At 35.4% G+C, this 12720-nt stretch carries 11 protein-coding genes and 1 pseudogene; 5 read left to right on the forward strand and 7 right to left on the reverse strand.

The window, feature by feature from the left end; translation table 11 throughout:
* The coding region (locus A9G37_RS09835) for a helix-turn-helix domain-containing protein (protein ID WP_065575390.1) at positions 1-287 on the reverse strand (287 nt) is incomplete at its 3' end.
* A 122-nt stretch (positions 288-409) separates the two neighbouring features.
* On the opposite strand from A9G37_RS09835, the pseudogene A9G37_RS09840 reads away from it, so the two are divergent.
* Positions 410-751 (forward strand): annotated as a pseudogene (locus A9G37_RS09840) (L-ascorbate 6-phosphate lactonase); the annotation flags it as partial.
* A gap of 90 nt (positions 752-841) precedes the next feature.
* On the opposite strand, the gene recG reads toward A9G37_RS09840, so the two are convergent.
* From recG to pmbA, 5 genes are all read right to left on the reverse strand, one after another.
* Positions 842-2935 (reverse strand): ATP-dependent DNA helicase RecG, encoded by a 2094-nt coding sequence (gene recG, locus A9G37_RS09845; RefSeq protein WP_065575391.1) that lies wholly within the window; start codon positions 2933-2935, stop codon positions 842-844.
* Between the two features lie 5 nt (positions 2936-2940).
* Positions 2941-5049 (reverse strand): bifunctional GTP diphosphokinase/guanosine-3',5'-bis pyrophosphate 3'-pyrophosphohydrolase, encoded by a 2109-nt coding sequence (gene spoT, locus A9G37_RS09850; RefSeq protein WP_065575392.1) that lies wholly within the window; start codon positions 5047-5049, stop codon positions 2941-2943.
* A gap of 18 nt (positions 5050-5067) precedes the next feature.
* Entirely contained in the window at positions 5068-5358 is a 291-nt protein-coding gene (gene rpoZ / locus A9G37_RS09855) for a DNA-directed RNA polymerase subunit omega (protein ID WP_034912518.1), read from the reverse strand.
* 154 nt (positions 5359-5512) lie between these two features.
* On the reverse strand, positions 5513-7255 hold the full coding sequence (locus A9G37_RS09860; RefSeq protein WP_218059369.1) for a SulP family inorganic anion transporter: 1743 nt from the start codon (positions 7253-7255) through the stop codon (positions 5513-5515).
* Positions 7256-7263: 8 nt separating this feature from the next.
* The gene (gene pmbA / locus A9G37_RS09865; protein WP_034912523.1) at positions 7264-8616 is read right to left on the reverse strand and encodes a metalloprotease PmbA; all 1353 of its coding nucleotides are present in this window, start codon (positions 8614-8616) and stop codon (positions 7264-7266) included.
* 77 nt (positions 8617-8693) lie between these two features.
* Between pmbA and yjgA the strand changes: the two genes are divergently transcribed.
* From yjgA to cspE, 3 genes are all read left to right on the forward strand, one after another.
* The gene (gene yjgA, locus A9G37_RS09870) at positions 8694-9230 is read left to right on the forward strand and encodes a ribosome biogenesis factor YjgA (RefSeq protein ID WP_034912533.1); all 537 of its coding nucleotides are present in this window, start codon (positions 8694-8696) and stop codon (positions 9228-9230) included.
* Between the two features lie 65 nt (positions 9231-9295).
* Positions 9296-9826: an inorganic diphosphatase gene (ppa, locus tag A9G37_RS09875; RefSeq protein WP_034912536.1), complete on the forward strand. Its 531-nt coding sequence runs from the start codon at positions 9296-9298 to the stop codon at positions 9824-9826.
* A gap of 383 nt (positions 9827-10209) precedes the next feature.
* Positions 10210-10419 carry a transcription antiterminator/RNA stability regulator CspE gene (cspE, locus tag A9G37_RS09880; protein ID WP_025315032.1) on the forward strand — a complete coding sequence of 70 codons (210 nt, stop codon included), beginning with the start codon at positions 10210-10212 and terminating at the stop codon, positions 10417-10419.
* Positions 10420-10566: 147 nt separating this feature from the next.
* On the opposite strand, the gene gapA is transcribed toward cspE, so the two are convergent.
* The gene (gene gapA / locus A9G37_RS09885) at positions 10567-11565 is read right to left on the reverse strand and encodes a glyceraldehyde-3-phosphate dehydrogenase (RefSeq protein ID WP_034912538.1); all 999 of its coding nucleotides are present in this window, start codon (positions 11563-11565) and stop codon (positions 10567-10569) included.
* A gap of 460 nt (positions 11566-12025) precedes the next feature.
* Between gapA and A9G37_RS09890 the strand changes: the two genes are divergently transcribed.
* Positions 12026-12720, forward strand: a 695-nt coding sequence (locus A9G37_RS09890; RefSeq protein WP_065575393.1) for an IS30 family transposase, incomplete at its 3' end; no start/stop codon positions are given.

Here is a 12720-nt window from a genome sequence, read left to right on the forward strand (position 1 = left end):
GCAATCTGCTCTGGGCTGTAATAAAGCATGAGGTATTTTTCAACTTGGCGCCATACCGAAGACTCTATTGGCTTACCATTACCGCTGTTTTTTCGCCTTTTCCTAGCTAGGGTTACCGCATCATGTGCTTGATAGGCTTGATTAGGTTTTGAGTTTCTTTTTATCTCTCGACTTATTGTCGAAGGATGTCTATTGAGTAGCTGGGCTATCTCTTTTTTATTCTTTCCGGCATGTAATAATACGAAAATCTGGTATCTTTCCTTCCTAGAAAGGTGATTATAATACATAGCAATCTCCAAACTGTGGTGGTGCGAAGGTGCTAGTATAAATCACCTTTCTACTTTCTTCACTCCACCGTGTTTAAAATTGCACTTCATGTTTGAATCCAGGTTGTAAAAGGAACAGAGTAATTGATGTAGCACTGCTGTCTTATGGCGAAAATCCTCGTGGCGTGACCGATAAAATGACATCGGCCGATATTTTGCGAGCAGCTGAATCTCTTAATACTCAAGTTGTGATCCCTTTCCACCATGATATTTGGGCAAACTTCCAAAGCGATCCTCGTGAAATTGAAGTTTTATGGAAAATGAAAAAAGATCGTCTTGATTATAAATTTACACCTTTCTTTTGGCAAGTTGGCGGTAAATATACTTACCCAACCGATAATAATAAAATGCATTATCAACATTATCGTGGCTTTAGAGATATTTTTATCGATGAACCAGAGTTGCCGTATCGCTCATTCTTATAATCGGCGAATTTAGCTATTAGACTTTAACGTGTGGACGGATTCAAATGACAATTTTACCATCCACACGTTAATCCAACTTCACATTATTAATCAAGCATTAATATACTTTTCACGATTTGGAAGCCAACAATCAACTAATTGTTCAGCACTTTGTGGATGTTTTTTTTGGATGTCATAAGATATATTTTGAATTTCACTAATCAAATGCTGGTCGCGAATCAAATCAACAACTTTAAAATTAGCTGTACCCATTTGCCGAGTCCCTAAAATTTCACCACCACCACGAAGTTCAAGATCTTTTTGGGCAATAACAAATCCATCAGTACTTTCACGCATTACCTTCATGCGTGCTTGAGCAACTTTACTTAGAGGAGCTTGATACATTAATACACAATGAGATACTGCCGTGCCACGTCCAACTCGCCCACGCAACTGATGTAACTGAGCTAAACCTAAACGTTCTGCATTTTCGATAATCATTAAACTAGCATTAGGAACATCAACACCAACTTCAATAACTGTTGTAGCAACCAGCAGTTGAATTTTTCCTGCTTTAAACTCTTGCATAACTGATTGTTTTAAATCAGACTTCATTTTACCATGCACTAACGCAATATTTAAATGCGGCAAACGCATTTGCAATTCGGCAACCAGCATTTCAGCCGCTTGTGCGTCAAGTATTTCGGACTCTTCGACCAAAGTACACACCCAATAAACTTGGCGGTTTGCTAAGCAAGCTTGATTTACACGTTCAATAATTTCATCTCGGCGATTATTAGGTATTACAACTGTGTTAATTGGTGTTCTTCCTGGAGGTAATTCATCAATAACAGAAACATCTAAATCAGCATAGACTGTCATGGCTAATGTTCTTGGAATAGGCGTTGCTGTCATAATTAATTGATGCGGATAAAGATGATCTTTAATTCCTTTTTCCCAAAGACTTAGGCGCTGATTAACACCAAATCGATGCTGTTCATCAATGATGACAAGACCTAACGAGGTGAATTCTACTTTATCAACAAATACTGCATGAGTACCAATTAACATAGTAATTTCACCCTTTTGAAGGCGCTCATAACGCTGTCGCTTATTTTTGGCGGTTAATCTTCCTGACAACCAATCAACACTAATTCCCAACGGCTCAAACCAAGTACTAAAATTATTATAATGTTGCTCGGCTAATATTTCTGTTGGTGCCATCAAAACCACTTGGCAAGCATTTTCAATTGCATTCAACGCTGCTAAAGCTGCTACTAATGTTTTACCAGAACCAACATCACCTTGAATTAATCGCATCATAGGTACTGGTTTTGCCATATCGAGATAAATCTCTTGCACAACTCGCTGTTGAGCATGGGTTGGCGTGAAAGGTAATGATGATAAAAACGGGTTAATCAAGTGTTGAGTTGGGGAAAACAAGTGTGCCTGCTGTCTTTGATTATGTTTTTTTATCATTAACATACTCAAATGATAAGCAATCAATTCCTCAAAAATAAACCGCTTAATAGCTGGGTGATCACCCGACTCCAACTGTTCAATCTCAGTATCAATGGGTGGATTGTGAATAATATTTAAAGAATCAAAAGCCGACAAAAACTGACAAGCTAGCTGTGGAGGTAAAACTTCTTCTGAAGGATTATTTTTCAGCAAAATTAGCGCAGCCATAATTGACCGTCGAATCACAGCCTGAGTTAATCCATAAGTAGTTGAATAAATAGGTGTGTATCTTTCTTGATCATCTTCTAACGTAGTAGATTTTTCGTCTCGACTTGTTTTTAATTTAAATTGTGGATGAATTATTTCAAGATAATTTTTACCACGTTTTATTTCACCATAAGCACTGATCCACTTACCTTTAATTAGCGAAGCCTTCATGCTGGCAGTAAAATGCATAAATCGTAATATTGCAATACCAGAATTATCTTGAACGTAACAAACTAGTATTTGTTTACGACCAAAAGCAATTTCGCTTTTAATAATAACACCTTCAATTGTCGTAAATTCACCAATATTGGCGTCAGCAATAGCGCAAGATGAAGTACGATCTTCATAACGTAAAGGAAAATGCAATAACAGATCTTTAGCGGTATAGATACCTAATGTATTGAACTTTTTTTCTAGACTTTCACCAATTCCCGTTAGTTTTATCAACGGTAAATGGTCAAAAAAACGATTTATCATAATGACTAATTTATATTTCGTTTAACACTTACTACATCAGGTTGTAGTAACATTTTACGAATTAATTCATTAAGTTGCTGGGTATTTTTTACTTCTATCTGTAGAATAACAGTATAAATCTGCCTATCTTTTTCTTCGGTATTTAACCATTGTAAGCGAGTATTTTCATCATTAATAATTGACAGTATATGCGCCAAAGAACCTTGAGTATTTAAAATATCGAGCCAAATTTCAGCAACAAAACGTTGAGAAATATCCGGAGCCCATTTAAGTGAAATATATTTTTCTGGATTATTTTGATAACCAGTAACATTTCGACAAGATTCATGATGCACAATTAACCCCTTCTCTGGACTAACATGCCCAACAATAGGATCATTAGGAATCGGATGACAACACTTAGAAAATGTAACAGAAACGCCTTCACTGCCAGTAATAACAAGAGTTTTATTTGACTCTGATTTATTTTGCAGCAGCGCTTTATGTTCTAAACCTTTGGCAATAAAATGGCTCATAATATTACCTAATCCGATTTCGACTAAGACATCATCAAAATTGGACAATTTGGCTAACTCAACCACTCTAGCCTTTTGGCTTTCTGACAGTCCATTAATACCGCCAGATTTAACTAACGAAAGATTCAATAAACGTCGACCCAATTCAATTGCATCTTCACGCTTAAGAGTTTTAAGCGCCTGACGAATACGCGACTTCGCTCTAGCACTAACCACAAAATTTAACCAACTAGCATTAGGATGGCCTTCAGGAGAGGTAATAATTTCAACTGTTTGCCCACTGCTTAATGATTGTGATAAAGGATAAGGTTTACGATCAACAATTGCGCCAATGCATTGATAACCAATATCAGAATGGACTGCATAAGCAAGATCAACTGCTGTTGCTCCTTCTGGTAATTGCACAATACGTCCTTTGGGAGTAAAAACGTAAATCTCTTTAGGAAACAAATCAGATTTAACGTTTTCGATAAATTCGAAAGAATTCCCTACGCTTTGTTGCAATTCTAACAGGCTTTGCATCCAGCGCTGAGCTTTAATTTGCGCAGTAGTATTGTTTAATTCATCAACTGCATTATATGCCCAATGAGCAGCAACACCCATTTCTGCCATTTGATCCATATCTTCGGTACGAATTTGGACTTCAACTGGTGTACCGTGAGGGCCTATTAACGATGAATGCAATGATTGGTAGCCATTTGCTTTAGGAATAGCGATATAATCTTTAAAACGATTAAGACGTGGTTTATACAAATTATGTACCAGTCCAAGAGCACGATAACAAGCATCAACATCATTTACCACAATTCTAAAAGTATAAATATCCATGATAGAATGAAAATGTTGTTCACGTAGTTTCATCTTTTGATAAATAACATAGATATTTTTCTCGATACCAGTAACTTCTGCATCAATATGAGCGTCATGTAATCGCCCACGGATTTCAGACAAAATTTGTTGAATTAGCTCTTTTCGCGTATTTCGCGCTGTTTTAACGACTTTTTCAATCACTTTAGCTCGATTTGGATGCATTGCTGTAAAGCCCAAAATCTCAAGTTCTGTTTTGATGTGATTGATACCTAAACGATGAGCCAACGGTGCGTAGATTTCGAGGGTTTCTTTAGCAATGCGACGACGTTTATCAGGTCTTAAAGCACTAAGTGTACGCATGTTATGCGTACGATCAGCAAGTTTAATTAAAATTACACGCACATCCTCAGTCATAGCAAGCACCATTTTCCGAAAATTTTCAGCTTGTGCTTCTTGCCTGTTACGGAATTTTAATTTATCAAGTTTAGAGACACCTTCGACTAAAATGGCAACATGTTTATCAAATTTGTCGGTAATATCTTGAAAAGTGACAGGAGTGTCTTCAATAGTATCGTGTAAAAGTGCGGCAATAACTGTTTCATAATCAAGCCGCATCTCAGCTAGATATGTTGCAACTGCAACTGGGTGAGTTATATAAGGTTCACCACTACATCGGAATTGCCCTTCATGTGCATTTTTAGCAAAAAGATAAGCATCTTGTATCAATTCGACTTGTTTAGACGGAAGATAAGATGCTACAACCTCTTTTAAGCCATCAAAATATTGCATAAGCAATTCCTGTAAAGCTTATTCGTATGATGGTGTGTTTTCGAGAAGAATCGACTCATGAAGTGTTGCTCGTGTTTCTTCCTCTTTGTTTTGACGAGCTTGAAAATCAGCAATATCAAGAATCTGTTTATTGACAAGACCATCTTCAATTTCACGTAAAGCAATAACAGTTTCTTTGTCGTTCTCTTCAGGAACATGTGGTGATTTATTTTCCACTTGTAATTGACGAGCGCGTCTCGCTGCTACAAGAACGAGATCAAAGCGATTACCAATTTTTTCTACTGCATCTTGAACAGTTACACGTGCCATTTTTACCTCTAATTTTTTACTAAAATACTTTATTTGAAAGATCTAATATTGTACTTAAATTTGTAGGCGATTGTCCATATTAATATTACTTTATCTGTCAATAATTGAGAAATGTCAGATAATTAAAAACAAATCCTACATATTTGATGAAAAGTCATGATAAATGTTCAGATTCATCATCAGTTTTATTATCCATATGCCCCTTACTTTGAGCTAACTTAACTGCAAAATAAAGATCATAAGCAAACTCGATATACTCATCATCAAGCTTAATATTCATCTGTTTAAACCAATTTTTAAGTGTTTTACGCCGACCAGATAAAATTAGGGTAACATTTCTTACTTTTAAAGACTTCACTAATTCATCAATTCCCGACAGCACACTCACATCTTTATAAGTAAAACAAGGAATGGCATCGACAATAAAATAGCTTATTGGATCACTAGACTCATCAATATAACTGATAATTCTTCGCTTAAAATAAGCGATATTGAAATAAGTTAGCGGAGAATTAAATCGATAAATCATTGTATTACTGATCGGTTGCACATTTTGGCTTATAGAATGAATCCGACCACTTTCATCAACACCTAGTAATTGATCTTTTGGTCTAAATACCCGACGCAAAAATAAAAATAACCCCAGTAGTACCGCTAACGCCATACCAGGAATAATCCCTATAACAAGTACTGAAATGAGTGTTATCAAACTCAAATAAAAAGCATCTCGATCAAATTTAAAAAAGCGAACAATGGTTTGAAAATTAATGAGTGAAATTAAAGAATATATTAAAATCACCCCTAACACACAAGTTGGAATATATTGTAAAGGCGAAAGAAAAAACAATACCACAATACCAATTAATATTGCTGCAATAACCGAAACTAGTTGTGTTTTACCTCCATTTGCATCATTTACAGCTGTTCTTGATGATGTACCACTAACAACAAAGCCTTGTGATAACCCTGCTACAATATTAGCTATACCTAACGCTTTAAATTCAACATCGGCATTGGTTTCATAGTTATTTTTTGATGCAAAACTGCGTACAGTTATCATCATACTAACAAAACAGATGATAGCAATATTAAGTGAAGGAACAACTAAATCACGCATTAATCCTTTATCAAAATCAAGCCATGACTCGGTAGGAATAAAATCACTGCTAACATTACCAATAATACGAATATTAAAATATTCAAAATTAAATACCCACGAAAAAAACGTCATGACAATAACAGCTAATAAAGGTGCAGGATATAGAGGTTTTAATCGCTTTAAGGCAATTAAAATAGACAAAGTAAAAAACGAAACGAGTGCAGTGCCTATATGAATTTCTGACAATTTAAAAGGGAAATAGACTATTCGCTCAATCAAATAAGAATAATCGTAGCTAAAGCCTAAGGTCTTGGCTAACTGATCGACCATAATGGTAATTGATATGCCATTAAGCAAACCAATTAAAATAGGCTGACTAAGTAAGTCGGCTAAAGCACCAAGATGTAACTTTCCAGCAATGATACACCAAATGCCTATCATTATTGTTAATATAATAACTAATTGCCAGCGCAATATTGGATCATTAGCCGCTAAAGGTAACACAACAGCGGCAACTACAGCGCAAGTTGCTGTATCAGGTCCTACAATCAATTGTTTAGAAGAACCAAAAAACGCATATACAATTAAAGGCAAAATGGTCGAATACAGTCCAGCTATAGCGCCAACACCAGTCAATTCAGCATAAGCAATTGACACAGGTAACGAAACAGCTGCAACTGATAAACCAGCTTTAATATCAAAATTAAGATATTCTCGTTTATACTGTAATAAACTGCCTAATCCGGGCATCCATGCAATTAGTTTTTGAAAAAAAGTACTTTTTAACAAATCAGCCATGCTAATCCTTATTTCCCCGCTATACTCATATTATCAATCAAAATTGAGCCACATTGAATACTTGTTCTGGTTTCGATATCGTTTCCAATTTCCACAATATTTTTATACATATCTTTAAGATTACCAGCAATGGTGATTTCACTAACTGGATATTGAATTTTTCCATTCTCAACCCAAAATCCTGTAGCTCCACGCGAATAATCACCAGTCACACTATTAACACCTTGCCCCATTAACGAAGTCACCAAAACACCTTTATCCAATTTTTTTAGCATCTCATCAAAACTAGCATTTGCATGGCTTGGCGATACAAACCAATTATGAATCCCACCTGCATGCCCAGTCGATTTTAAGCCTAATTTACGAGCTGAATAATTGCCTAACAAATAAGTTTGCAACACACCTTGCTCAACAATATTGCGCTTAACTGTTTTTGTCCCTTCACTATCAAAAGGCGATGATCCAACGCCTTTTAAAATAAAAGGATCCTCATAAATAGTTACCCAATTAGGAAAAATCTCCTTCCCTACACTATCTAAAAGAAAAGAAGATTTACGATAAATGGCACCGCCACTTATGGCCCCCACTAAATGCCTAATGAGTCCAACGGCAACTTCAGCACTAAATAACACTGGAGTTTGCATTGTTGCGATCTGTTTAGCGCCTAAATGTGAAATCGCTCTATCAGCTGCCTGCACACCAACCCAATCAGCAGACTTGAGCTGACTATAATCACGTGATGAAGTATAAGCATAATTACTTTCCATCTGCCCTGCTTGTTGAGCAATAACTGAGCATGAAAGTGAATGTGAACTTGCGCAATAACCTTGCAACATCCCCAAACTATTACCATAAACATAAACGCCATAGCGACTACTAAAATAACCGCCATCAGAATTAATCAATTTGGAATGATTTAACGCAGTTAATTCGGCTTGTTTAGCCTGCTCAATGGCATTATCAACGTTCAAATCACTAGGATGAAATAAATCTAAATCGGGTGGATTAAATGCCATTTGACTCACATCACCCAAACCTGAACAAGGATCTGGCGAAGTATATTGCATAATATCAATCGCCATATTCACCGTTTGCAAAATAGCCTGAGAAGACAAATCATTGGTAGAAGCACTCCCTTTACGTTTATTTTGATAAACAGTAATAGATAACGCACCATCACTATTAAATTCAACATTCTCGGTTTCACCCATGCGAGTGCTAACATTAATACCTGTTGACTTATTAATCGATACCTCAACTTCATCAACACGTGACTTTGCTTGCTCAATAGCATTAGCAACAATTGCCGATAAAGTTTCTTTTTGATTTAAAGCTTCTTTTTTAATCTGTTCAATACTCATTTTATTATTTTCTACAATTCTGCTAGCGATACGTTATAATAAGCTAGAATTACACAATAGTTAACAAAAGAAATAACATGAATCATAATCAAGAGACAAATCTAGAACCCAACTTCGCTATTGACACTGAAGATGACGAAATCATCTACGTTAGTAAAAGTGAAATTAAACGTGATGCTGAAGTTTTAAAAAAATTAGGGATTGAACTTGTCAAGCTAAGCAAAAACGAACTTGAAAAAATTCCTCTCGATGAAGATCTCTCTTATGCAATTGAACTTGCGCAGAAAATAAAAAAAGAAGGGTATCGCCGCCAAATTCAATACATTGGTAAACTGCTGCGTAACCGAGATATTGACCCAATTAGTCAAGCACTTGATAAACTTAAAAATCGCCATAATCAGCAAATCGCCCTGTTTCACAAACTTGAAAAACTTCGCGATGAATTGATTGCAACTGGCGATGCCGAAAATATTATCGGTTTGTACCCAACTGCCGATCGTCAGCAATTACGAACCTTAGCCCGTTTAGCAAAAAAAGAGCAAGAAACAAACAAGCCAACCAAAACGGCAAGACAAATTTTTCAATATTTAAAAGAATTGAGCGACACTGAATAATCTTTATAATGTGCCGCTTATTATTATTCACAAACACTATATAAACTTAGATAGAGGATACAAAAATGGGACTTTTAAATGTACCAGCAGGTAAAGAATTACCAGATGATATTTACGTTGTGATTGAAATTCCAGCCAATGCAGATCCAATTAAATATGAAGTTGATAAAGACACTGGCGCTGTATTTGTTGACCGTTTTATGGCTACAGCAATGTTTTATCCATGCAACTATGGTTATATTAATCACACATTATCATTAGATGGCGATCCAGTTGATGTATTAGTCCCAACGCCATATCCATTACAACCAGGCTCAGTTATTCGTTGCCGCCCAGTTGGTGTATTAAAAATGACAGACGAAGCAGGTCAAGATGCAAAACTAGTTGCAGTACCTCACAGCAAACTATCAAAAGAATATGATCACATTAAAGATGTTGATGATTTGCCTGAATTGCTCAAATCACAAATCAAACACTTTTTTGAACAATACAAAGCATTAGAGAAAGGTAAATGGGTGAAAGTTGACGGATGGGATAACGCTAATGCAGCCCGTAAAGAAATTATTGAGTCATTTGAACGAGCAAAAAATAAATAAAGTTCAATAAAAAATATTTTTATCAAAGCCATAAATATTATTTTATGGCTTTTTTATTTTTCATAATTTTTTAGTGACTTTAAAAATCAATTAAAATTTCAGCGATTAAAATTTGACTTTTATCAATTAAAAAATAATTTCCTGAAAATTCAATAAAACTTTTTTTTTATAAAAAAAAATTATTATTCACATCTTGCTTTTGATTATAATTTATGCGGTAATATCACTGGGTAAACAACAAAGTGCCAAATAGTGAATAACAACGAACCACAATAATGTATTGTTAAGCACATTATCTTGGCTTTTAGTTACATTATTAACACGATGTTAAAACCCATACGGCCTAATGGCTAATTATTAATTATTGTTAGGATGTCTAGTAAATGAATAAAAAAACAGGCCAAGTAAAATGGTTTAATGAAAGTAAAGGTTTTGGTTTTATTACCCCTGCGGATGGAAGTAAAGATGTATTTGTTCACTTTTCAGCTATTTCAGGTGATGGTTTTAAAACATTAGCTGAAGGACAACAAGTTGAATTTGCTATCCAAGATAGCCCTCGTGGACCTGCAGCTGCCGAAGTCGTTGTAATCTAATTGAAACTTTAGCATTTCATATTAGAAAAACGCTCACTCACAAAGTGAGCGTTTTTTTTGTCTCTAAAAAAAGCTAAAAATTTCTCTAAAATAAGAGCATAAAAAAAGCGACCCTAAGGCCGCCTTATAAACAAAGTTAAATATCAATTATTTTTTAGAAATAACTGCGATTAAATCTAATACTTTGTTTGAATAACCTACTTCGTTGTCATACCAAGAAACAAGTTTAACAAAGTTATCACTTAATTGGATACCAGCTTTAGCATCAAATACTGAAGTACAAACTTCACCTAAGAAATCAGTAGAAACAACATCATCTTCGGTATAGCCAAGAACGCCTTTCATTGGACCTTCAGCAGCGGCTTTGATTGCTTTACAGATATCTTCATATTTAGCTGGCTTTTCTAAACGAGCAGTTAAGTCAACAACAGAAACGTCTGGAGTAGGAACTCGGAAAGCCATACCAGTTAATTTACCGTTTAATTCAGGGATAACTTTACCTACCGCCTTAGCAGCACCTGTTGATGAAGGGATGATGTTTTGAGCAGCACCACGACCACCACGCCAATCTTTATGAGATGGACCATCTACAGTTTTTTGAGTTGCAGTTGTTGCATGAACAGTTGTCATTAATGCTTCAACAATACCAAAGTTATCGTTGATAACTTTAGCTAAAGGCGCTAGACAGTTAGTTGTACAAGAAGCGTTAGAAACAATATCTTGACCAGCATAATCTTTATCATTAACACCAATAACAAACATTGGAGTGCTGTCCTTAGAAGGACCAGTTAAAACAACTTTCTTAGCACCAGCTTGGATGTGTTTACGAGCAGTTTCATCAGTCAAGAATAAACCAGTTGCTTCAGCAACAACATCAACACCAACTTCGTTCCATTTTAAGTTTGCAGGATCACGTTCAGCAGTAACACGAATTGCTTTACCGTTAACGACTAATTTACCATCTTTAACTTCAACTGTACCGTCAAAACGACCATGTGTTGAATCATATTTAAGCATATAAGCCATATATTCAACATCTAATAAATCGTTGATAGCAACGATTTCAATGTCTGAACGTTTTTGAGCAGCACGGAAAACAATACGGCCAATACGGCCAAAGCCATTAATACCTACTTTGATTGTCATAACAATTACCTTCTTTTTAGTGTTTTTAATGTTAAAAATCTTTCCTGTAAACTATCAAATTTTAAAGATTTATTCAAGAAGATTCCTAATAATTAAACACGAAATGATTAAATAGATTAAACTGAATGTAATTTATATTAATTATTATAAAGAAAATCATTATATTGTAAAAAATAACCTAACATAGTAAGCCGTACTATAATCAAAAACCGTCCTAAAACTAAATAACAAACCAATAACTTAGAATTCAGTTTTAGATATATTCTAACGTCGTAAAAAGGCAGGCATATAAATTTTACAATATGTAGGATTTTTACCTTAAAATACTTCAGGTAGCGTATTGATCTTATTGAAGTTCCTGGATTCAAACATGAAGTGCAATTTTAAACACGGTGGAGTGAAGAAAGTAGAAAGGTGATTTATACTAGCACCTTCGCACCACCACAGTTTGGAGATTGCTATGTATTATAATCACCTTTCTAGGAAGGAAAGATACCAGATTTTCGTATTATTACAAGCCGGAAAGAATAAAAAAGAGATAGCCCAGCTACTCAATAGACATCCTTCGACAATAAGTCGAGAGATAGAAAGAAACTCAAAACCTAATCAAGCCTATCAAGCACATGATGCGGTAACCCTAGCTAAGAAAAGGCGAAAAAACAGCGGTAATGGTAAGCCAATAGAGTCTTCGGTATGGCGCCAAGTTGAAAAATACCTCATGCTTTATTACAGCCCAGAGCAGATTGCTGCACGTTTAAAGAAAGTCTGTGTCCAATCAATCTATAACTATCTTTATCAAAATAAAGCGCGCTATGAACAATTCAAACCTTATCTAAGGCGAAAAGGCAAAGCCTATAGGCATTGTAAGGCACCGAGTATTGAAGAAGGAGACCGCCGTTATAAACGGTCAATTAAACAACGTCCAAGTTATGTAGAAAGCCGGAAAACGCGAGGACATTGGGAGGGAGATACGATTATTAGCCGTAAAGACAAGCAAGCATTGGTGACATTAGTTGAACGCAAAACAGAGCTAGTATTAATTGGGCGCCTCAATCAACGTACCGCCTCCGAAACGAGAGATATGATAATAAAATTGCTAACGCCGTTTAAAAAAATGGTTAAAAGCATCACCTTTGATAATGGAACCGAATTTAA

The organism is Gilliamella sp. GillExp13, from assembly GCF_001690815.1.
Classification (GTDB): domain Bacteria; phylum Pseudomonadota; class Gammaproteobacteria; order Enterobacterales; family Orbaceae; genus Gilliamella; species Gilliamella bombi.

Coding starts and splice junctions, on each gene's coding strand:
- recG (WP_065575391.1), bottom strand. CDS start 2,935: ATGATAAATCGTTTTTTTGACCATTTACCGTTGATAAAACTAACGGGA.
- spoT (WP_065575392.1), bottom strand. CDS start 5,049: ATGCAATATTTTGATGGCTTAAAAGAGGTTGTAGCATCTTATCTTCCG.
- rpoZ (WP_034912518.1), bottom strand. CDS start 5,358: ATGGCACGTGTAACTGTTCAAGATGCAGTAGAAAAAATTGGTAATCGC.
- A9G37_RS09860 (WP_218059369.1), bottom strand. CDS start 7,255: ATGGCTGATTTGTTAAAAAGTACTTTTTTTCAAAAACTAATTGCATGG.
- pmbA (WP_034912523.1), bottom strand. CDS start 8,616: ATGAGTATTGAACAGATTAAAAAAGAAGCTTTAAATCAAAAAGAAACT.
- yjgA (WP_034912533.1), top strand. CDS start 8,694: ATGAATCATAATCAAGAGACAAATCTAGAACCCAACTTCGCTATTGAC.
- ppa (WP_034912536.1), top strand. CDS start 9,296: ATGGGACTTTTAAATGTACCAGCAGGTAAAGAATTACCAGATGATATT.
- cspE (WP_025315032.1), top strand. CDS start 10,210: ATGAATAAAAAAACAGGCCAAGTAAAATGGTTTAATGAAAGTAAAGGT.
- gapA (WP_034912538.1), bottom strand. CDS start 11,565: ATGACAATCAAAGTAGGTATTAATGGCTTTGGCCGTATTGGCCGTATT.